Genomic DNA, 21,907 nt, shown 5'->3' on the forward strand with positions numbered 1-21,907 from the left:
CAAGCACAACACGGTGGTCGGCGGGCGGCCTGAGTAGTCACTACTCAATTCCGCGGACGGCCCTGGCCGGCCGCCGTGCGGTCAGGTACTCGGTGACGCGAAAGGCCAGGTCGAGGGACTGATCGGGATTCAGGCGCGGGTCGCACACCGAGCGGTAGCGGGCGGCCAGGGCGTCGTCTGCGACGCCCACGCCGACACACTCCGTCACGTCGTCCCCCGTCAGTTCCAGGTGGACGCCGCCGGGGTGTGCGCCCAGGCCCCGCAGGACGTCGAGGAAGGCGGTGAGCTCGGCCAGGACGTCGTCGAAGCGGCGGGTCTTGTGACCGGAGGGCGCGGTGACGGTGTTGCCGTGCATGGGATCGCAGACCCACGCCACCTGGCGGCCTTCGGTCGTGACCCGCTCGACCAGGGCCGGCAGCGCGGCCCGGACGCGGTCCGCGCCCATGCGCGTCACCAGCGTGAGCCGCCCGGGCTCGCCCTGGGGTGAGAGTCGGTCGATCAGACGCAGCAGCTCGTCCCCGGTGACGGTCGGCCCGACCTTCACCGCGATCGGGTTGCTGATCCGGGAGAAGTACGCCACGTGCGCGCCGTCGAGCTGCCGGGTGCGTTCACCGATCCACAGCAGATGGCCCGACGTGGCGTAGGCGCGGCCGGTGACCGGGTCCACGCGGGTCAGCGCCGACTCGTAGTCCAGCAGCAGCCCTTCGTGCGACGTGAACAGCTCGCCGGGGATGTACCAGCCGTCGGCCCCGGTGAAGCCGCCCGCGCGCTCGATCTCGGCGGCGAGCTCCGCGTGCCGGGCCCGCTCCGGGGAGGCGCGGGCGAACCGCAGGACGCACTCCAGGGCGTACGCGGGGTCGGCGTGCTCGCCGCTGCCGTACGCCCGTACGAGGTTCAAGGTGGCGGCGGAGGCGTGGTAGACGCGGAGCATGCGGTGCGGGTCGGGAGTGCGGTCGGCCGCTGTGAAGGCGTGGCCGTTGACCGCGTCGCCCCGGTACACCGGCAGTTCCACGCCGTCGCGGACCTCGGTCGGGGCCGAGCGCGGCTTGGCGTACTGTCCGGCCAGGCGCGCCACCGTGACCGTCGGCAGCGCCGTCGCGTAGCCGAGGACGGTGGCGAGCTGCTGGAGCAGGCTCGCGCTGCGGCCGAGGGCTCCGGCGTCGACGGCGTCCAGGGACTCGGCGCAGTCGCCGCCCTGGACGAGGAACGCCTCGCCGCGCGTGACCGCGGCCAGCCGGCCGGTGAGCCGGTCGCACTCGCGGGGCACGACGAGCGGCAGGCTCGCCGTGAGCGCGGCGACCGCCTCGTCCCGTGCGGCGGGGTCGGGCCACCGGGGCTGCTGGCCGGCGGGCAGCGAGCGCCAGTCCGCCGGCGGGTGCGCGGCCCGCGCTTGCGTCGCGGGGTCCGCCGTGGTGTCCGTCAGGGGCGTCACGCCGTGAGCTCCGCTCCGTGTGGCACCGGCGTGAGCGCACCGGTGACCAGGCCGTCGAGGATCGCCGAGCCGTGCCGGGTCATCACCGACTCGGGGTGGAACTGCACGGACGTGAAGCCGGGTCCGCGCAGCGCGTGCACCTCGCCGGTGGCGGGGTCGTGCGCCACGTCCACCGGGCCCGGGCACAGCGGGGCGGACAGCAGCGCGCTGTCGGAGCAGGCGGTGAACGTGTTGTAGAAGTAGACCGGCTCCGGGGCGCCGAACAGGTCGATCGTGCGGCGCACTCCCTGGTGGGGGCGGTCCAGCCGGCGCAGCGGCAGGCCGAGCAGCGAGCACAGGATCTGGTGGCTCAGGCACACGGACACGAACGGGATGCGCAGGTTGAGCAGGCTGCCGGTGACGGCGCGCAGGTGCGCGATCTTCGGGTGGCCGGCGTCGCGCGGGTCGCCGGGACCGGGGCCGAGCACGACCAGGTCGTATCCGCTGATCCGGTACGGCTCGTCGAAGCGGCGCACGGTCACCTCGTAGCCGAGGCTGCGCAGCTGGAGCGCGCTCATCGCGGTGAACGTGTCCTCGGCGTCCACGATGAGCAGTTGGCCGCGCGCCGCGGGCCGGGCCGGGGCGGGGGTGAGCCAGAAGTCCGACAGGGGGGCGTTGCGCCGGTCGAGGGCGGCCCGGATGCGGGGGTGCCCGTCGAGTCCCGCCGGTCGCCGGGTGCGGGCCGGCCGGTGCAGGGCGTCGAGCAGCCCGGCCGCCTTCGCCCGGGTCTCGGCGGCCTCGGCGGCCGGGTCGGAGTCGCGGACGAGGGTGGCGCCGACGCCGATGCGCATCCGGCCCGCCGCGTCCACGTCCGCCGTCCTGATCATGATGGCGGAGTCCATGCGGCGGCGGTTCGCGGCGTCGCGGCCGATCAGCGCGGCCACGCCGGAGTAGTAGGCGCGGCCCGTCGGCTCCAGCCGGGCGATGACCCGGCAGGCGCTCTCGACCGGGCTGCCGGTGACGGTGGGCGCGAGGAGCGTCTCGCGCAGGATCTCCCGTACGTCGCGGGTGCTGCGGCCGACGATGCGGTACTCGGTGTGGGCGAGGTGGGCCATCTCCTTCAGGTGCGGCCCGACCACGTGCGCGTCGTCGCACACGCGGCTCATCATCTTCAGTTCCTCGTCGAGCACCATGTACAGCTCGTTGGTCTCCTTGCCGTCGGCGAGGAACTCCAGCACGCGCGAGGGGGTCGGGCCGTCCTCGGGGTAGCGGTAGGTGCCGCTGATCGGGTTCATCACGGCGACGCCGTCGTCGAGGCTGACGTGCCGCTCGGGGCTCGCGCCGATGAAGGTGCGCTCCCCGGTGTGGACGAGGAACGTCCAGTACGCGCCGGGCTCCCCGCGCAGCAGCCGGCCCCACAGTGCCAGCGCCGTGCGCACCGACCAGCCGGGCACTTCGGTGACGTAGGTGCGCTTGAGGACGAAGTTGGCTCCGGAGCCATGCCCGATCTCCTCGGCGAGGACCCGGCGCACCAGGTCGCCGTAGGCCTCGTCGTCGAGGTCGAAGCCGCCCTCGCCGGTCTCGACGGGCCAGCGCGACACCAGCTCGAGCACCTCCTGGACGGGCAGCAGGGCCTGCTCGCGCACGGACATGGCGAGGACGGGTTCGCCGTCGTCGCGGTGGTCGTAGCCGCGCTCGCCGATCACCCGGTACGGCAGCACGGCGAGCACCTCGTGGGCGCCGGGCGTGCCGAGGTCGGGCACGGGCAGCTCGGCGGTCCCGGCGACCTCCGTGAACTCGCCGGTGAGCAGGTCGACATGGCCGGGCGTGCCGCTCTCGGGGCGGTGGAGCACCGCGAACGGGCGTCCGGAGCAGGCGAGTTCCTCCAGCCGCCGTGCTTCCCGCGCTTCCTGCTGTTCCCGCTCTTCCGCGCGGTCCCGCGCTTCCCCGTGGTCCCGGCGGCCGGTCATACCGGACCTCCCGGGGACGTGAGGGCCGTCGCCGTCAGCGCCTCGAGCACGGCCGCGGCCGGCAGTGTCACGGCGCAGCGGGTCGCCGCGTACTCCAGGGCCATCCGGTGGTGCCCGGCGGTGAAGTCGGCGACCGCGTCGGCCACGACGAACGGCTGGACGTCGTGCGCGAAGGCGTCGCACGCGGTGAGCAGGACCCCCACATGGGCGTAGACCCCGCAGATCACCAACTGGTCGCGGCCGCGCTCGCGGAGCAGGTCGAGCAGGCCGGTGCGGTGGAAGGCGCTGGCCCGCCATTTGGTCAGGACGGTGTCGTGCGCGCCGGGCGCGATCAACTCGGGGATGCCGCGGTCCTCGGGGGCCGCGGACATGCCGGCGCCCCAGAAGTCCTGGAGCAGCCCTCGCTGCTCGCGGGTCATGCCGCCGGGCTGCGCCGTGTACACGACCGGGACGCCGACCTCGGCACACCGCTCGCGCAGCGCGGCCACGTGGGCCAGCAGCTCGGTGCGCGGCCGGTCGGCCCCGGCGAACGGGGCGAGGAAGTAGTGCTGCATGTCGTGCACCAGCAGCACGGCCCGGCGCGGGTCGACGGTCCAGGCGGCGGTGTTCGCCGGAAGTTCGGCGGGGCGGGGCATCGGATACGGGTCGATCGGTGCGATCGCCACGTCGGGTGTCCTTTCGGGGTCGGGGAGGTTCGGCGCCGCGCGGGCGCGGTCGGTGACGGTCGCCGTGCGGGGCGGCGGAGGTCGCAGGGCCTGCGCAGAGGCCGGCGCGATACGGACCGCGCAGAAGCCGGCCGCGGGGGCGGCGCAGGACCGCCGCGGTCGAAGGCGGCGGTCGGGGACCGCGCGGCCGACGGCGGCGGTGCAGCCGGTCGGAAGGGGCCGCGGGGCCGTCGGGAGGGTGGTGGTCTGCGGGGTGTGCGGTTCAGCCGCCCAGGGCCGCCCCGCCGTCCACGGTCAGCTCGTGCATCGTGATGTGGGCGGCGCGCTCCGACAGCAGGAACAGCACCGCGTCGGCGATGTGGGAGGGCTCGGCGACCCGTCCGAGCGGGATGCCCACACGGTAGGCGTCCGGGACGCCCTCGACGGAGGCGCGTTCGGCCGCGTCGCCCTGGAGGGCCGTCAGCATCGGGGTCCGGGTGGAGCCGGGGGCGACCACGTTGCAGCGGATGCCGTGGCCGGCCAGCTCCAGACCGAGGCACTTGGTGAACATGGCGGAGGCCGCCTTGGACGCGGCGTACGCGGACATCGACACCCGGGGCGTGAACGCCGCGTTGGACGCGACCGTCACGATCGCGCCCCGGCCGCGCGGCGTCATCCGGCGGGCGACCGACCGGCTGACGTGGAAGACCCCGCTCGCGTTGACGGCGAACGTGTGGTCCCACTCCTCGTCGGTGAGTTCGGCCGCCGGTCCGCTGCGCAGCACGCCCGCCGCGTTCACCAGGTGCCTGATCGGGCCGAGTCCGGACTCCACCTCGGCGATCGCGGCCTCCACGTCCGCGCTGTCCGCGACGTCGACGGCGACCGCGAGCACCTGGCTCCCGTCCCTCTCCAGGGCGGCCGCCAGCTGCCACAGCGCCGTGACGTCCCGGTCGAGCAGCGCCACCGGAACGCCGGCGGCGGTGAGGGCGCGGGCCACCTCGGCGCCGATGCCGCCCGCCGCGCCGGTCACCACGGCCACCCCGGACAGCTCGGCGGACGGCGTCGCCGGGGGCGTGCGCACGGCCGGGGCGCTCACCGGGTCACCTGCCCGAGGACCCGCCCGACCACGTCGCCGGGGATGCGCAGCGTACGGGTGGAGAAGCCGCGCAGGGCCTCCAGGTAGCGCTCCTGGAGCGCCGCCTCGTCGACCTCGACGCTCTTCCCGCCGCGCAGCAGCGTGCGGCCGCCGACGATCACCGTGTCCACGTCCGCCGACCCGGCCAGCCACAGGAAGCTCTCCAGCGGCCGGGGGTTGAGCAGATAGCGCCAGTCGTCGGCCGGGACCAGCAGCAGGTCGGCCTGCTTGCCGGGCTCCAGGCTGCCGACGGCGTCGTCCCAGCGCAGCCCCTTGGCCGCGATCCGGGTGCCCATCGCCAGCGCGTCGGTGGGCAGCACCTCGGTCTGGTCGGCGCTCATCTCGTTGTACATCTGCCAGGCGGCGCGCATGGTCTCGGCGATGCCGGCGCTGGGCGTCGAGGAGCCGTCGGTGGACAGCGACACGTCCAGCCCGGCGCGGCGCAGCGCCGGTACGACGCCGGTCTCGGTCAGCGAGGACTCGCCCGAGGGGCCGTACTTGCCGGGCGAGTGGCTGATGTGGGCGCGGGCCGCGAGCATCAACTTCTGCTCGTGCTCGTCGAGGAATCCGGCGTGTCCGGCCATGAACCGGTCGTCGACCAGGCCGAGTTCGGCCAGTCGGCGCAGCCCGGTCTCGCCGTGGTAGGTGCGCATGACGTGCGCCTCGTTGCGCAGCGCGCTCACGTGCGTGGCGAAGGGAAGATCGTGGCGTTCCCGCAACTCGGCCATGCCACGCGCGAGTTCGTCGGTCATGTTGGTGACGTAGGCGATGCTCGGCCGGCATCGCAGCCGGCCGGACGCGTCGGCGGAGACCAGGCCGACGAGTTCCTCGAAGCCGGCCAGGATGCGGTCGGCGTCCCGGGTGCGCACGAAGCGGGACTGCTCGGGCGGGCAGACGGCGTCGCTCGCCCAGGTGCTGGCGGAGAAGCGGATGCCGAGCCGGCGGGCAGCGGCGACCATGGACGCCGGGCGGTTGAGCGAGCCCATGTCGCCGAGGGTGGTGACGCCGCCGCGCAGCTGGGTCCACATCGAGTACTCGGCGATGGCCTGCGCCTCGTCCGGCGTCATGCCGTCGATCAGGTCGTCGAAGCGGTCGAACGTGGCGGAGATCTGGTGCATGTCGCCGCCGCCGCCCATGAACGCGACCTGGTCGTCGCGGTCGGACACCGGCCGCAGTGCGCCGCGCATCGGCAGTCGCATCGCGAACATCTCGTGCCAGTGCGCGTTGACGAAGCCGGGCAGGACCATCATCCGGCGCGCGTCGACGGTGCGCAGTCCGGCCCGTCGGGCGGGGTCGAGGGCGGCGACCGCCTCGTCCACCTCGGCTGCGGAACCGACCGCGGCGATCCGGTCGTCGACGATCAGCACGGCGCCGCGCGCGTGCACGGACTCATGGGCGTCGGCGGTGTAGACGGTGCCGCCGGAGATCAGCTGGACGCTCATGACGCCGCCCCGGGCCCGGCCGGGACGGGCCGGGCGAGGGACGCGAAGTGCGCGAGCCACCCCGTGAGCGTGGGCGCGGCGACCAGCGCCTCGAACTCGACCGGGATGCGCTGCCTGCGCCAGCGGCTGACCAGCCGCATGATCTCCAGCGAACTCAGACCCAGGACGACGAGGTTGGCGTCCGGCTCGATGGCGTCCCGCGGGACCCCGAGCACGGGGGCGAGAGTCGCCCGCAGTTCCTGTTCGGTGGGCGGGGACGGAGGGGAAGCGGGGGCGGAGGAGGTGTTCACATCAGCCTTCCTGCTCGGACGCGGCCTGCGCGGCCAGCGCCTTCTTGTCGACTTTGCCGAGCGGGGTCAGGGGGAGCTCGCGCAGGTAGCGCACCGCGTCGGGCAGTTTGTAGTCGGCGACGCCGCGTGCGTGGACCGACCGCTTGAGATCGGCGAGGGACGGCTCGGCGCCGTCGGCGACGAGATAGGCGCAGATCCGCTCGCCGAGGAACTCGTCGGGCACGCCCACCACCGCGGCCGCCGCCACGGCGGGGTGCGCGAGCAGCAGGTCCTCCACCTCGCCGGCGGAGACCTTGTCGCCGCCGCGGATGATCATCTCCTTGATGCGGCCCTCGATGACGAGGTCGCCGTCCGGGGTGAGCCGGGCGAGGTCGCCCGTGCGGTAGAAGCCGTCATCGGTGAAGGCGCGCCGGTTGTACTCGGGTACCCGGTAGTAGCCGCGCAGTGTGTACGGGCCGCGGGTGAGGAGTTCGCCGACCTCGCCGGCGGGCAGTTCGTCGCCCCCCTCGCCGACGATCCGGATCTCGTCGGCGTCGGAGATCGCCCTGCCCTGGGTGGTGAGCACCGACTCGGCCGGGTCGTCCGGCCGGCTGAAGGTGAGCAGGCCCTCGGCCATGCCGAACACCTGTTGGAGGCGGGCGCCCAGGGCCGGCTGGATGCGCTCGGTGAACTCGCGGGTCATGCGCGCCCCGCCGACCTGCACCAGGCGCAGGCTGGACAGGTCGGCCTCGGTCCACTCGGCGTCGTCCAGCCAGAGCGCCATGATCGAGGGGACCATCGCGGTGACGGTGGCCCGGTGCCGCTCGATCAGCGGGAAGCAGTCCGCCGGGTTGGGCGTGTCGGCGAGGACCACGGTGCCGCCGGTCTGGAGGGTGCCGACCACTCCGGGGCAGCCGAAGGCGAAGTTGAACTCGATGGGCAGCACCGCGAGGTAGACGTCGTCCTCGGTCAGTTCGCACACCTGGGCCGCCCGCTCCGACATGTACACGTAGTCGTCGTGGGTGCGCGGGATCAGCTTGGGCAGGGCCGTGGTGCCGCCGGACAGCAGGAAGAACGCCACGTCCGCGGGGTCGGGCTCGGGCAGCGGCGGCGCCTCGCCGGCCGCCGCCTCCAGCTCGGCCACCGACACGAAGCCCTCGGCCTTGTCGCCCAGCACGAACAGGGAGGTGAGGGTGCCGGTGTCGGCCTGCACCCGTCGGGCCAGTTCGCGGTGGTCGAAGCCGCGGTGCGTCTCGGGCACCACGTAGCCGACCGCGCCGCTCAGCTCGACGAGGTGGGTGATCTCGCTGGCGCGGTGCGCGGGCAGCGAGAAGACCAGCTTGGCGCCGAGCCGCATCAGGCCGAAGGCGATCGCCACGAACTCCGGCACGTTCGGCAGCTGGACGACCAGGCGGTCGCCGGGGCGTATGCCGTGCGCGGCGAACCCGGCGGCCAGCCGGTCGGCCCAGCGGTCGAGTTCGGCGTAGCCGACACGGCGCTCGCCGTGCACGAGGGCGATCCTGTCCCCGTGGCGCCGCGCACGGTCGCGCAGCACCGCGCCGAGGGTCTCCCCGCGCCAGACGCCGTGCTCCCGGTAACAGCGGGCGACGTCGTCGGGCCAGGGGGTGCATCCGTCGAGCATCGTCGCGCTCCTAGGCTTCCGGGGTTGCGGCGGCGGCTGCGGGACCGCTGTCGGCGGCGGCCTCGGTGATGCGGACGACGGCGGCGCCGGCCTCCATGCCGGTGCTCGCGCCGATGAGCAGCACATGGTCGCCGGGCCGCACCTGTCCGGTGCGCCACACGTGTTCCAGGCCGAGGAAGAGGTCGGCCGCGCCGGTGTGGCCGACGGTGCTGACGTACTCCCAGACCGTCTTCTCCTCGGGCACGTCCAGCGGCAGCAGGAACATGGCCTCCAGGGCGGGACGACCGAAACCGACGTGGCAGACCCGGACGATCTGATCGAGTGTCAGATCCGCTTCCTTGAGGGTGCGTTCGGTGATCTCGGCGACACGGTCGCCGAAGTTCTTGATCGGTGGGGCCTGGCCCTCCGCCCACTGTTCGCGGACCTTCTCCGCGCGCTCGGCGAAGTTCAGGCCCCGGCCGCGGGTGACGCCCGGGGGGAAGAGCTCCTCGCCGGCCCGGTGAAGGATCTCCATGGAGGAGTCGGACAGGGAGCCCACGGCGAGCAGCTCGGCGAAGCCGGTGCGGCGCGAGAGGACCACGGCCGAGCCCGCGTCGGCGAGCACGAACAGCCCCGAGGCCCGCCAGCGGTCGACTCCGGGCGTCGAGTAGTTGTCGCCGGTGGTGATCAGCGCCGCGTCGTGCGTGGGGTTCGCCGTCAGCCGGTTGGCGGCGATCTCCAGGGAGGCCAGCATGCCGAGGCAGCCCTGCTTGACCTCGACGGCCGGGATCGGGCGGTCGACGGTGTTGTTGAGGATGTAGTGCACCGCGGACCAGCCGTCGGGGCCCTGGTGGTGGGTGTAGCTGTGCAGCAGGATGCCGACGTCCTCCGGGCCGTGCCCGGATCCGGCCAGCGCGACGCGGGCCGCGTCGATCGCCAGCTCGGGGGCGGGGGTCGACTCGCTGACGGCCGCCGACCGCATGCCCGAGGCCTGCCGGGCCCCCTCGTCGTACAGGCCGTCCGCGACCGCGCGCTCGGCCGGGACGAGGGGCGGCAGGTGGCTGCCGATCCCGGCGAGATACAGGTTCGCAGTCCTCATCGAGCCGACTCCTTCGTGGGTGGGGCCTTGGTGGGGTGGGTCCTTGGGGGCGGGGGTGGGTCGGCGGCAAGCACAACACCGGTCGCGTCCGGCACTCATGAGTAGGCGGTACTCAACCGGCGGGGCCCCGGACGCCCCTCGCGCGGGGCGGGTCGCGCACGTCGCCCGTGGGGTTCCGGGCGGCGGTCGGGGTGGCCGATTTGAGTACCGACTACTCGCGCCGCTGCGCGGGCCGCGCTGCTGTGCTGCTGCCTGCGCAGCCGCCGTACGGCCCGTCCGCGGCGGCGGGCCGCCGGCCCCCGGGAGGGGCGGCTCCACGCGGTCACCAGACCACGAGGTCACTAGGTCACGAGGGAGAACCCATGTCGAGGTCGCGTCCGGAACCGGGCGACTGGTCGAATGCCGCCGAACTCGCCGAGCTGCAACGGGCACAGCTGCCGAGGGTGCTCGCCCAGGCGCTGCGCTCGCCGTTCTACGCGGCCCGCTACCGGGGCCGTGACGCGCCGCGCACCGCCGAGGACTTCGTCGGCGTCGAGCCGACCACCAAGCAGGACCTGCGCGACCAGTACCCGTTCGGCATGCTCGCGGTGGACCGCGAGGAACTCTCCACCTACCACGAGTCGAGCGGTACGGCGGGCGAGCCGACCGCCTCCTACTACACCGACGAGGACTGGACGGACCTCGCGGAGCGCTTCGCGCGCAAGTGGGTCGGGATCGGCCGGTCCGACACGTTCCTGGTGCGCACCCCCTACGGCCTGGTGATCACCGGGCATCTCGCACAGGCGGCCGGACGGCTGCGCGGCGCGACCGTCGTGCCGGGGGACGCGCGGTCGCTGGCCACCCCGCTGTCCCGGATGGTGCGCGTCCTGCGGTCCCTCGACGTGACGCTCACCTGGTGCAACCCGACCGAGATCGCGCTGCTGGCCGCCGCGGCCCGGGCGGCCGGACTGCGCCCGGCGGAGGACTTCCCGTCCCTGCGGGCGATGTTCACCGCGGCCGAGCCGCTGACCGCGGTGCGCCGGCGGCGGCTGAGCGAACTGTGGGGCGGCATCCCGGTCGTCGAGGAGTACGGGTCGACCGAGACCGGCACGATCGCGGGGCAGTGCCCCGAGGGGGCGCTGCACCTGTGGGCGGACCGCGCGGTCTTCGAGGTGTACGACCCCCGCACCGGCGAACTGTCCCCGTCCGGCCGGGGCCAGATGGTCGTCACACCGCTGTACCGGGACGCGATGCCGTTGCTGCGCTACAACCTCGCCGACGAGGTCGAGGTGTCGGCCGAACCGTGCGCCTGCGGCTGGGCACTGCCCACGGTGCGGGTGCTCGGACGCGCGGGCACGGCGTACCCGGTGGGTTCCGCCTCGGTCACCCAGGAGCGCCTGGAGGAGCTGGTGTTCGGGCTGCCGGCGCGCTACGAGGTGCTGTTCTGGCGGGCGATGGCCCACCACGACGTGCTGCGCGTGGAGTTCGAGGCGCCGGACGCGGTCCGTGACCGGGCCGTGAAGGAGCTCGGCGAGGCCATCGACCGCCGGCTCGGCGTACCGCACCGCGTCACCGGTCTGCCCCCGGGGACGCTCGTCCCCGTCGAGGCCCTCACCGCACAGCGGGACATCCTCAAGGCCCGCTACCTCTTCGCGGAGGGCGAGAACTGGGACGCGTGGAGCAAGGGAGTCACGTTCGCATGAGCCGGCTCCCCGCTCCGCCCGTGCCTTCTCCCCTCCCGTCCTCAGAGCTCCGAACAACAGTGGAGCGCGGCTCGCGGGGTCTGGCACGCACGCTCGCCGCGTTGCCGGAAGCCCCTGGTAGCTCCGCTACGAGGAGCTTCCGGCGCCTTGCGATCGCACGCACCGGACGCCGCGAGCTGATCGGACTCCACTTTTGTTCGGAGCTCTTACTCTTCCTGCCCTCGTCGTCCGCCGCGGGCGACGCCGACCGTGAGCGGTGACCCCATGAGCGATGTGTACCGACTCCCGCCGAACCCCGAGGATCCGATCGCGGTCGTCGGCATCGGCTGCCGCTTCCCCGGCGGGGCCGACTCGCCGCACGCCCTGTGGGAACTGCTGATGGACGCGGTGGACGCGTCCGGCCCCCTTCCGGAGGAGCGGTGGGCGCCGCAGCGGGCGCAGTCCCGCGAGAACGCGGCCCTGCTGTCGCGGGTGACGTCGAACGGCGCGTTCCTCGACGACATCGCCGGCTTCGACGCGTCGTTCTTCGGCGTCTCCGCCACCGAGGCCCGCCAGTTGGACCCGCAGCAGCGGATCGCGCTGGAGGTCGCGTGGGAGGCGCTGGAGCACGCGGGCATCCCGGCCTCCGGCCTGGCCGGCACCGACGCGGGCGTGTTCATCGGCGTCGGCACCGACGACTACGGCCGACGGCTGCTGGAGGACCTGCCCGGCGTGGAGGCCTGGACCGGCATCGGCTCCTCGCTGTGCGGTGTGCCCAACCGGATCTCGTACACGCTCGATCTGCGCGGACCGTCCGTCGCCGTGGACACGGCGTGCTCGTCCTCGCTCGTGGCGGTGCACCAGGCGTGCGCGAGTCTGCGCGCGGGCGAGGTGCCGGTCGCTCTCGCGGGCGGCGTCATGCTGATGGCGGGGCCGGGCCTGACGACGGTGCTGGACCTCGCGGGCGCCATCTCGCCGGACGGCCGTTCCAAGGCCTTCGACGAGGCCGCCGACGGGTACGGCCGTGGCGAGGGCTGCGGCATCGTCGTCCTCAAGCGCCTCGCCGACGCGCGGCGCGACGGCGACCGGATCGTCGCGCTGATCCGCGGCACCGCCGTCCACCAGGACGGCCGCACCGAGGGCATCATGGCGCCCAGCGCGGCCGCCCAGGCGCACCTGATGCGCAAGGCGTACGAAGCGGCGGGCGTCGCCCCGCACGACGTCGACTACGTGGAGGCGCACGGCACCGGCACCAGGGTCGGCGACCCGATCGAGGCGTCGGCCCTCGCCGGGGTGGTCGGGGCCGGGCGCCGAGGGGCCCGGCCGTGCCTCATCGGCTCGGTGAAGACCAACATCGGCCACTGCGAGGCCGCGGCGGGCATCGCCGGGCTCATCAAGACGGCGCTCGCGATGGAGCACGGCGTCATCCCGCCCACCCTGTCGGTGGCCGGCCCGCGCCGCGAGATCCCCTGGGCGGAGTCGGGTCTCCACGTGGTCACCGAGCCCACCCCCTGGCCCGAGACCGGCCGCCCCCGCCTGGCAGGCGTGGCCAGCTACGGCTACGGCGGCACGATCGCCCACGCGGTCCTGGAACAGGCCCCGGCGGATGCTCCGCGGATCGCTGCGCGGGACGGACAGGATTCACCGGCCGGCGGCGCAGCGGGAACGCCGAGTGCCGGGCGGGGCGCGGCGGCCGGGCGGGGGCCCGCCCTGTATCCGGTGTCGTCGGCGACCGCGGGCGGGCTGAGCCTTCAAGCGGGGCGGCTGGCCCGGGGGCTCGGCGGGCACGCGCTCGCGGACGTCGGTCACACGCTCGCGCACCGCAGGGCGCACCTCGCCGCCCGTGCCGTCGTCCTCGCCGCGGGCCGGGACGAACTCGTCGACGCACTGCGGGCGTTGGCAGAGGGCCGGCCGGATCCGGCCCTCGTGACCGGTGAGCCGGCCGGCGGTGCGGGGAACCCCGTGTGGGTGTTCTCCGGCCACGGCGCCCAGTGGGTCGGCATGGGCCGGGAACTGCTCGCCGAGGAGCCGGTGTTCGCCGCGGCCGTCGACCGGCTCGGCCCCGTGTACGCCGAGGAGCTCGGCGTCACCCCGCGCGAGGTGCTCACCGGCGGCGACCTGGAATCGGTGGACGTCATCCAGGCGATGCTCTTCGCGATGCAGATCGGCCTCGCCGAGGTGTGGCGCCGCCACGGCCTCGCGCCCGGCGCGGTCATCGGGCACTCCGTGGGCGAGATCGCCGCCGCGGTCACCGCCGGCGTGCTGACCGAGGAGGACGGCGCCCGCCTCATCTGCCGCCGTTCCGCCCTGCTGCGCAAGGTCGCCGGCAAAGGCGCCATGATCATGGTGGACCGGCCCTTCGACGAGGTGCGCGACCGTATCGGCGTCGCGCGGGACGACCTGTGCGCGGCCATCGCCGCCGCGCCCTCCTCCACCGTCGTGGCCGGCGACGTCGCGGCCGTCGACGAGGCCGCCGAGCGGTGGGCCGCTCTGGGCTGGACGGTCCGCCGCGTCGACTCCGACGTCGCGTTCCACAGCGCCCACATGGACGAGATCAGCGGCGACCTCGCCGTCGCCGTCGCCGATCTGGAACCCCGCACCCCGCAGGTCCCGCTCTACCTCACCGCGGTCGACGACCCGCGCTGCGGCCGGCGGCAGGACGCGCACTACTGGGCCGGCAACCTGCGCAACCCCGTCCGCTTCCACCAGGCGGTGCGGGCGGCGGTCGAGGACGGCCACCGGCTCTTCCTGGAGGTCTCCGCGCACCCGGTGGTGAGCCACTCGATCACCGAGACCCTCGCCGGGGCCGGCGACGCGCTGGTCGTGCCGAGCCTGCGCCGCAACCGGCCCGAGAAGGCGACGCTGCTCGCCTCGCTGGCCGCGCTGCACTGCCGGGGCGTGAAGATCGACTGGTCGGTGCTGCAGCCCGCGGGCCGTCTCACCGATCTGCCCACCGCCGCCTGGCAGCACGACCGGCACTGGGTCGACGCACGCGGCGGCGCCGAGCCGCCGGTGGACACGCTGCTCGGCCCGGAGACCGCGGTGCACGGTTCACGCACCCGCGTCTGGCAGACCACGCTGAACCTGCGAACCCGGCCGTATCCCAGACGCCACCCCGTGCTCGGCACCGAGATCGTCCCGGCGGCCGTCCTGATCAACACGTTCCTCACCGCGGGCCGTACGGACGTCCTGACCGACGTGCGGCTGCGGCAGCCGGTGGTCGTCCCGCAGCAGGAGCCGCGCGAGGTGCAGATCGTGAGCGACGAGGGCGGGCTGCGCCTGGTCTCGCGCCGGGCCGGCGCGCCGGACACGGCGTGGGCGACGCACACGCTCGCCGCCGTCGGGGAGCCGGCCGGGCCGGGCGCACCCCTCGTCGTCACGGACGCGTCCGAGGCGCTCGACCCCGGCCACGTCGTCGAGCGGCTCGCGGAACTCGGCGTCGCCGACATAGGGTACCCGTGGACGATCGAAGAACTGCGGCGCGGGGACGGCACGTTGACGGCCGTGGCGAGCTCGGACCTCGACCGCAGCTGGGCGGCCGTCCTGGACGCCGCGCTGTCCATGGCGTCGGTGATCTTCCCGGGCCCCGGTGTCCTGCGCATGCCCGCGCACATCGACCACGTCACCCGTCTCGGCCCCGCACCGCGCCGCGCACGCATCACGGTCCGCCTCGACGAGAACCGCCCCACGACGGTGCACGTCGAGGTGCGGGGGCTGGGGGAGACGGCGGGCGACGCCGCGCTCGGCGCCGGGTCCGTCGCGACACTGCGGGGGCTGCACTACGGCGAACTCGACGGGGACCTGTCCGGCGAGGAGCCGCGCTCGGGCGGCCGGTTCGAGGTGGCGTGGCGGCCGTTCCCGGTGGACGGGGCGGAGCGGTCCGCCCTGGTGGGCCGTACGGTCCTGGTGCTGGGCCCGATCGACGTGGCGCGGGCGCTGGTGCCCGAGGCCGCCGCGCACGGGGCGACGGTGAGCGCCGACCCGGCCGGGCTCGCCGACGCCGACCACGTGCTGTTCGCGCCCGACGGCGCCGAACCGGCCGAGGTGGCGGTGGAGTTCGCCCGTCTGGTGGCCGGTGTCGCCGCGCTGCCGGGCCGCAAGCCGGTGCTGTGGTGCCTGACCCGGGGGGTGCGCGAGGCCGCCGACCTCGGCGGGTCCCCGCTGTGGGGCATGGGCCGGGTCGTGGCGAGCGAGCACCCGGAGTTCTGGGGCGGCGTCATCGACGTGCCGCGGGGACCGGCGGAGGACCTGCCGGCACGCCCGCTGTTCCATCTGCTCCATCTGCGGCCCGCCGAGCCGGTGCTCGCCGTGAGCGACGGCGAGGTGTGCGCGCCGCGGCTGGTGCCGGCCGAACCCGCCCGGGACGGGGACCGGTTCACCTGCCGCCCGGACGGCACGTACCTCGTCACCGGCGGTCTGGGCGTGCTCGGCCTGAAGCTGGCCGGGCATCTCGCCGAGCGCGGCGCCCGCCGGATCGTTCTGCTGGGCCGCACGCCCGTGCCACCGCGGGCCCGCTGGTCCGACGGCGATCCGCGGGTCGAGGCGCTGCGGCGTCTGGAGGCGGCCGGGGTCACCGTCCGCACGGTGGCCGCCGACATCACGGACGCGGCGGCGGTGCGGGCGGCGCTGGAGGCGCTCGACCTGCCGCCGGTGCGGGGCGTCGTCCACGCCGCGGGCACGGTGCACAGCGCGCTGATGCACCGGCTGCGGGGCGAGGAACTGCGTGCGGTGATGCGGCCCAAGGTGGACGGCGCGCTGGTCCTGCACGAGCTCTTCCCGCCGGGCACGACGGACTTCTTCGTGCTGTTCTCCTCCGCCGGCCCGCTGCTCGGCCTGCCGGGCCAGGGCGCGTACGCCGCCGCCAACGCGTTCCTCGACGCGCTCGCGGCGCACCGGCGGCTCGGGGGGCACACGGAGTCGGTGGCCATGGCGTGGACGAGCTGGCGCGGGATGGGCATGGCGACGGCCGCCGAGGCGACCGATGTGGAGCTGGCGGCGCGCGGCACCGCCGACATCGCCCCGGACGTGGCGTTGCGCGCCTTCGACCAGACGGCCGGGCGGGCCACCAGCGGCCTGGTGGCGGTGATCGGCCTGCTGCGCGGTCACACCGGTCCACGGCCGGCGCTTCTGGCCGAGCTGGCCGCCGAGGACGCCGCCCAGCCGCAGGAGGTGCCCGACTGGGTGGGTCTCACGGGCGACGACCTGGCCGCATACCTGCTGGAGGACGTCCGCCGGCGGGTCGCGTCGGTGCTCGGGACGCGCCCGGAGGCGGTCGGCGTCCACCGGCCGCTCACCGAGGCGGGCGTGGACTCCCTGCTCGCCGCGGCGATCCGGGTGGCCCTGGAACGCGACCTGGGGGTGCCCCTGCCCGCGACGCTCCTGTGGAACCACCCCACGGTCTCGGAGATGGCGGCCTTCCTGGCCACGACGCTCGCGGACACCCGCGCCCCCCAGGAACAGACCACGGCCTGACGCTGCCCGGAGGGGCCGGCCCCACGACACCCGGCCCCTCCCCCGCGCCGGCACGCGTCCGGGCGCACCGGTCATGGGGGGTGAGTCAGTGGTCGGCGCTCTCCGCCGGCGGCCTGAGCATCGCCTCCGCGCCGTCCAGGCTGCGCTCCACCGTGAAGCGGAAGAAGGCGAGTTCGTGGTCGGCGACGTCCGCCGGGTTCGCCTCGCGGGCGATCGCCTCCGCGGCCGCGGCGGCGAGGCCGGGGCGGGTGTCGTCGCCGGCGAACGCGGCCATGACGCGGCCCATGTCCGCACGGGCCGTCGGGTAGTCGCCGCGGTCGTCCTCCACGGCCACCAGCATGAAGGCACTGTTGAGCAGGTAGCGGTAGACCTGCGTGGCATGCTCGCCGAAGCCGGCGTCCAGGAGCACCCTTATGCCGATGTCGATCGTCGACAGCGCCGACGGCACATTGGGGCCCACGACCACCATCCGGCGTGCCACACCGGGGTACCGCCGCAGCACCGCGCGCCCTTCGAGCATCAGCGTGCGGAACCACTCACGCCACGGAACGTCCGCGTCCGGCACGGGTATCCGGGAGATCACCCGGTCGGTGACGCCCATGACCACCGCGTCCCGGTCGCCGACGTGGTGGGCGATGACGCCGGGCCAGACGCCGAGTTTCGTGGAGACCTGCCGGATCGACCAGCCGTCCAGCCCGCGCTCGGCGGTGAGCTCGACCGCACTGTCGATGATCTTGTCGGCCGTGATCGGCGGCAGCCCCGACGAGGCGCGTGACTTGCGGCGTGGCGCTGTCTGCGACATGGCGAAACCACCTGTCCGTGGGAGTGGTCGGCGCGGCGGCTCCGGCACCGGTGAGTGCGTTCAATGATCAAGTCTAACCTATTAGCCACTGTCTAAGAGCATGCTGTAAGCTATTAGTCACTGTCTAAGAGGGTGTCTGTCAACCCTCTCGCACGCGTCCCCGCACACCGCGCTCCGCTCCCGGGCGACGCGTGCTCGCGCGCCCTCACTCCCGTCCACTCCTCCCGGAGAGGCCTCCGCCCATGCGCAAATGGATGCCGTTGCTGGCCGTGTGCCTAGGCACCTTCATGCTCCTCGTCGACGTGACCATCGTCAGCGTCGCCCTGCCACAGATGACCGACTCCCTGGACACGTCGTTCTCCGCCCTCCAGTGGGTCGTCGACGTCTACGTCCTGGTGCTGGCCGCCCTGCTGATGGCGCTCGGCTCACTGTCCGACCTCACCGGCGCCCGCCGCGTCTACCTCGCCGGTCTCGCCGTGTTCGCGCTCGCCTCCCTCGCCTGCGGCCTGGCGAACAGCAGCGAGATGCTGATCGCCGCCCGAGGCGTGCAGGGCCTCGGCGCGGCCGCCATGTTCGCCACCAACACCGCGCTCCTCGCGAGCAACTACGAGGGCCGCGACCGCGGCGTCGCCTTCGGCCTGTGGGGCGCGGTGAACGGCGCCGCCGCGGCCGCCGGCCCCATCCTCGGCGGCGTGCTCACCGAGCACCTCGACTGGCGGTGGATCTTCCTGGTCAACCTGCCCGTCGCCGCCGTCGCCCTCTACATCGGCGGCAAACACCTCAGCGGCTCGTCCACCCGGACCGACCGCCGTGTGGACCTGCCCGGCGCCGTCGGCTTCACCCTGGCCGCCACCCTGCTCATCTTCGCCCTGATCCGCGCGGGCGAGGACGGCTGGGGCGCGACCGGCACACTGCTGCTGTTCGGCGGTTCCGCTCTCGCGCTGCTCGCGTTCGTCCTCGTCGAGCGGGGCCGGCGGGACCCGATGCTGGACCTCGGCCTGCTGCGCACCCCGTCCTTCGGCGGCCTCATGACCGGGGCGGTCGTCTTCAGCGCCGCCGCCTTCGCCAACCTGGTGTTCGTGTCGGTGTGGGCGCAGACGGTGCTGGACTTCAGCCCCGTCAAGGCGGGCCTGATCCTGATGCCGCTCAGCGGCATGTCCTTCGTCGCGGCCGGGCTCGCGGGCCGCTTCCTCGCCCAGGCGCCGCCGCAGTACCCGATCGGCGGCGGTCTGCTGCTCATCGGCGCGGGCACGCTGATGGAGATGTCCGTCTCGGGCTCCTCGGGCTGGCTCGCCCTGCTGCCCGGCTTCCTCGTCACCGGCCTGGGCGTCGGCATCGCCTCGCCGATCCTCGCCTCGGCCGCGCTCGCCGCCGCACCGGCCGACCGCGCGGGCATGGCGGGCGGCGCCGCCAACACCTTCCGCCAGCTGGGCTTCGCGCTCGGCATCCCGGCCGTGGGCACCCTGATCTCCGGCGCGGTCGCCACGAAGCTCTCCGCGAGCGGGCTGTTCACGCACACCGACGAGGCGGCCGAACTCGTCACCGGCGGCCAGTCGGCGAACGTGCTCGCCGGCGTCCCGGAGCAGTCGAAGGCCGCGGCGACGGCCGCCGTCGAGGACGCCTACGCCGCCGGCCTGGACCGGGCGTTCCTCGCGAGCGGCCTCGCGGCGCTCGTCGCCGGCGTTCTCGTCCTGTTGGTCGTACGCCCCTCCGCGCCCCGCCCGCAGGACATCCCCGAGCAGGAGACGCTCCGGTCCGACCCCGCGGACAGCGCCGCCCGCCCGGCCTGAGGCGCGCGAAGCGCGAAGCGCACGCGAGCGCGGCGCCGCCCGCCCCGTCCAGGGGCGGGCGGCGCCGCGCCGGTGGCGGTGGCGGTGGCGGTGGGACAAGACGGCACGGCGGGCGCGGGCGGCGGACGGTGCGGCGGTGGTCGTGTGCGGGCACGCGTCGGAGGCCGCCCACCGGTCGTGGTGGGCGGCCTCGGGCGGTCGAGCCCGGCCCGGGAGCGGGGGTGTCCCCGGGCCGGACGTTCAGTGGACGGCGGTCCCGCCGTCGGCGGCGTCGGTGCGGGCCTGGGCGTCGATGCGCCGCTTGGCGTCCTTCCAGTCGATCGGCAGCTGCCCGACCGGCGTCTCCCAGAAGGTGAACGTCGAGTCGCGCATGGTGGAGCGCAGGCCGACCATGATGCTCTTGTGGGGTTCCGCCCGCGCGTACGCGTACAGGGCGTCCCGGTCCTCCCAGGCGGAGAGCGTGAAGAACACGCCCTTGGTCAGCTGGGCCTCCAGCGAGGCCCCGAGGGCACCGGGCGCCTTGCGCACCTGCCCCCACGCCGACAGGGACTTGAGGAAGAAGCGCGGCACGTCCTTCAGCGATCGCACCTCGAGCCGCGAGGCCATGATGAAGGCGGTGGTGTTGGGCCGGGCCGGGTTCGGCTTCACCCAGGGAAGAGTGGGCACGGTAGTCTCGCCTCCACAGTTGGTGAGTGGCACTATCTATATTAGACAGTGGCGCTGCCCAATGCCAGTGGACGGAACGGAAAAGCTGTGCGCATCTCAGAACTGAGCCGTCGCAGCGGTGTCCCCACCGCGACGATCAAGTACTACCTGCGAGAAGGCCTGCTGCCGCCCGGTCGTGCGACCGCCGCGACGCAGGCGGAGTACGACGAGCACCATGTGCGCAGGCTGCGGCTGATCCGCGCCTTGATCGGGGTGCGGGGACTGTCCGTCAGCGCGGCCCGCAATGTGCTGGACGCCGTCTCCGAGGGCCAGACCGACACGCACTCGCTGCTCGGCCTCGTCTTCGGGCTGTCGCCCACCGGAGAACCGGGCGAGAAGCCCGGCGAGTCCGACGAGGAGGACTCCTCCTCTCCGGGCGGCTCCGAGGCCGCTTCCCTGCTCGCCGAGCTGGGCTGGGACGTCACCGAGCACAATCCGGCCCGGCACGTCATCGACCGGACGCTCTGGACCCTGCGCTCCCTGGGCGTCGACTACGACTGGCAGTCGCTCCTGCCCTACGCCCGACTCGCGGAGAAGACCGCGGTCCTCGATCTCGACCAGTTGCAAGCGCCGTCGGACCCGCTCGAGAAGGCCGAGCGGGCGGTGCTCCTGACCTTCCTGCTGGAACCGGCGCTGCTCGCGTTGCGCCGGCTCGCGCAGGAGGCCGAGTCGCACACCCGGTTCGGCGCCTGACACCGCGCCGCCCCGGCCCCTCCCCACCGCCGGCCGGGTGACCGACGCGTGAGTGGGAGGTACTCAACTACACGTGCCGGTGAGCCCTTTCACCGATTCGCGGCCCTGTCGTCCGCGGACACAAGTGAGTACCGGAAACTCAGGAACACGGTCCCTTCCGCGTGGTCTTCTCGGGGCGAACGGAAAACGACGGCAAGCCGTTTGTGAAACGCTTCGCGGGGAGGAAGGGAAATGCAGTTCCGTATCCTGGGGTCACCCGAGTTGTACGACGACGTGCGCCGCCGGCACACACCGCTCAACGCCCCCAAACAACGCCTTCTGCTGGGCGCCCTGGTCTCACAGGCCCATCGCACCGTGTCCCGTGAAGCACTCGTACGGGAACTGTGGGGCGCGAAACCCCCGCGGAAATCGGCGAGCACCCTCAACGCCCATGTCTCACTGCTGCGCAAATCCCTGCTGGACCTGGAACCGCAGCGGGCGCACGCGCCACGGCTCGTGGCGCGCGGCTGCGGATACCTGCTGGAGGCGACGCCCTCGGAGACCGACTTCGGGCGTTTCCGCCAGGGGCTGGCCCGGGCGCGCCGGACGGCTGCCGACGACCCCGAGCACACCTGCGCGACGCTGCGCGAGGCGCTCGCCCTGTGGCGCGGCACCGTACTGGAGGGCGGCGCCCACGGCCCGCTCTGCGCGCGGCTGGCCGCCCGGCTGGAGGAGGAGCGACTGCAGGCGCTGGAGCTGCTGTTCGACTGCGCGCTGCGCACCGGTCTGCACCGCTATGTCGTGCCCGAGCTGGAGGAGGTCGCCGCCGCGCACCCCTGGCGCGAGCGCTTCCACGACCAGCTGATGGAGGCGCTGTGCGGCTGCGGCCGGGAGGCCGAGGCGATCGGCGTCTACCACCGGGCGCGCCGCCATCTGCCCGCCGGCGCCGACGGCGCCCCGCTGCTCACCGCCCGCCTGGACCGGATCGGCGCCCGCTCCGCCGCACCCCCCGCTGCCGGCGCGCGGCCGTTCGGGACCGGCCGGCCGGAGGCGGAGCAGGAGGTGCAGTCGGTGTCCGGCTATCTCCGGGAATTGCTCAGCGGACAGGTCCTGCTGTCCCCCCGGGGCTGACGTTCCGGAAAACCACCGGTCCCTCCCCATGAAAACGCCTCGCGCCCCCGCCGGAAAGCGGGGGCGCGAGGCGTTGCCACCGA

Annotated in this window: 15 protein-coding genes; 5 read left to right on the top strand and 10 right to left on the bottom strand. The window is 74.1% G+C overall.

Annotation, left to right across the window (positions count from 1 at the left end; translation table 11 throughout):
• Nucleotides 1–40: 40 nt before the first annotated feature.
• The 8 genes from ACIRS4_RS13870 to ACIRS4_RS13905 all read right to left on the bottom strand — a co-directional run bounded on the left by ACIRS4_RS13870 (nt 41) and on the right by ACIRS4_RS13905 (nt 9,591).
• The gene (locus ACIRS4_RS13870) at nt 41–1,423 is read right to left on the bottom strand and encodes a 3-deoxy-7-phosphoheptulonate synthase class II (protein ID WP_404194738.1); all 1,383 of its coding nucleotides are present in this window, start codon (nt 1,421–1,423) and stop codon (nt 41–43) included.
• Between the two features lie 5 nt (nt 1,424–1,428).
• Nucleotides 1,429–3,381, bottom strand: coding sequence for an anthranilate synthase family protein (locus ACIRS4_RS13875; protein WP_404194503.1), 1,953 nt, complete (start codon nt 3,379–3,381; stop codon nt 1,429–1,431).
• Nucleotides 3,378–4,046, bottom strand: a complete 669-nt coding sequence (locus tag ACIRS4_RS13880; protein ID WP_404194505.1) for an isochorismatase family protein — start codon at nt 4,044–4,046, stop codon at nt 3,378–3,380. Before ACIRS4_RS13880 ends, ACIRS4_RS13875 begins: the two co-directional genes overlap by 4 nt.
• Before the next feature lie 262 nt (nt 4,047–4,308).
• Nucleotides 4,309–5,121: a 2,3-dihydro-2,3-dihydroxybenzoate dehydrogenase gene (locus ACIRS4_RS13885; protein WP_404194507.1), complete on the bottom strand. Its 813-nt coding sequence runs from the start codon at nt 5,119–5,121 to the stop codon at nt 4,309–4,311.
• Complete coding sequence (locus ACIRS4_RS13890) at nt 5,118–6,602, bottom strand: amidohydrolase family protein (protein ID WP_404194509.1); 1,485 nt, start codon at nt 6,600–6,602, stop codon at nt 5,118–5,120. The genes ACIRS4_RS13885 and ACIRS4_RS13890 overlap by 4 nt, the downstream gene beginning before the upstream one ends.
• Complete coding sequence (locus ACIRS4_RS13895) at nt 6,599–6,892, bottom strand: phosphopantetheine-binding protein (RefSeq protein WP_404194512.1); 294 nt, start codon at nt 6,890–6,892, stop codon at nt 6,599–6,601. Before ACIRS4_RS13895 ends, ACIRS4_RS13890 begins: the two co-directional genes overlap by 4 nt.
• Nucleotide 6,893: 1 nt before the next feature.
• Entirely contained in the window at nt 6,894–8,513 is a 1,620-nt protein-coding gene (locus ACIRS4_RS13900) for a (2,3-dihydroxybenzoyl)adenylate synthase (RefSeq protein WP_404194515.1), read from the bottom strand.
• Nucleotides 8,514–8,523: 10 nt separating this feature from the next.
• Nucleotides 8,524–9,591 carry a ketoacyl-ACP synthase III family protein gene (locus ACIRS4_RS13905; protein WP_404194518.1) on the bottom strand — a complete coding sequence of 356 codons (1,068 nt, stop codon included), beginning with the start codon at nt 9,589–9,591 and terminating at the stop codon, nt 8,524–8,526.
• A 362-nt stretch (nt 9,592–9,953) separates the two neighbouring features.
• On the opposite strand from ACIRS4_RS13905, the gene ACIRS4_RS13910 reads away from it, so the two are divergent.
• Together ACIRS4_RS13910 and ACIRS4_RS13915 are read left to right on the top strand one after the other, a co-directional pair.
• Nucleotides 9,954–11,273 (top strand): phenylacetate--CoA ligase family protein, encoded by a 1,320-nt coding sequence (locus ACIRS4_RS13910; protein ID WP_404194521.1) that lies wholly within the window; start codon nt 9,954–9,956, stop codon nt 11,271–11,273.
• A gap of 264 nt (nt 11,274–11,537) precedes the next feature.
• A complete protein-coding gene (locus ACIRS4_RS13915) occupies nt 11,538–16,724 on the top strand; it encodes an SDR family NAD(P)-dependent oxidoreductase (RefSeq protein WP_404194524.1) in 5,187 nt (1,728 codons plus the stop codon).
• An 85-nt stretch (nt 16,725–16,809) separates the two neighbouring features.
• Here the strand turns inward: ACIRS4_RS13915 and ACIRS4_RS13920 are convergent, their stop codons facing one another.
• Entirely contained in the window at nt 16,810–17,526 is a 717-nt protein-coding gene (locus tag ACIRS4_RS13920; protein WP_404194526.1) for a TetR/AcrR family transcriptional regulator, read from the bottom strand.
• A gap of 242 nt (nt 17,527–17,768) precedes the next feature.
• Between ACIRS4_RS13920 and ACIRS4_RS13925 the strand changes: the two genes are divergently transcribed.
• Nucleotides 17,769–19,316 (top strand): MFS transporter, encoded by a 1,548-nt coding sequence (locus ACIRS4_RS13925; protein ID WP_404194529.1) that lies wholly within the window; start codon nt 17,769–17,771, stop codon nt 19,314–19,316.
• 240 nt (nt 19,317–19,556) lie between these two features.
• On the opposite strand, the gene ACIRS4_RS13930 is transcribed toward ACIRS4_RS13925, so the two are convergent.
• Nucleotides 19,557–19,982: a DUF3291 domain-containing protein gene (locus tag ACIRS4_RS13930; protein ID WP_404194531.1), complete on the bottom strand. Its 426-nt coding sequence runs from the start codon at nt 19,980–19,982 to the stop codon at nt 19,557–19,559.
• A gap of 87 nt (nt 19,983–20,069) precedes the next feature.
• Here ACIRS4_RS13930 and ACIRS4_RS13935 point away from each other — a divergent pair, with 87 nt between their 5' ends.
• Complete coding sequence (locus ACIRS4_RS13935; RefSeq protein WP_404194534.1) at nt 20,070–20,714, top strand: MerR family transcriptional regulator; 645 nt, start codon at nt 20,070–20,072, stop codon at nt 20,712–20,714.
• A 231-nt stretch (nt 20,715–20,945) separates the two neighbouring features.
• Entirely contained in the window at nt 20,946–21,824 is an 879-nt protein-coding gene (locus ACIRS4_RS13940) for a BTAD domain-containing putative transcriptional regulator (protein WP_404194537.1), read from the top strand.
• Nucleotides 21,825–21,907: the final 83 nt, after the last annotated feature.

It is taken from the genome of Streptomyces sp. NPDC101166 (genome assembly GCF_044768125.1).
GTDB lineage: Bacteria > Actinomycetota > Actinomycetes > Streptomycetales > Streptomycetaceae > Streptomyces.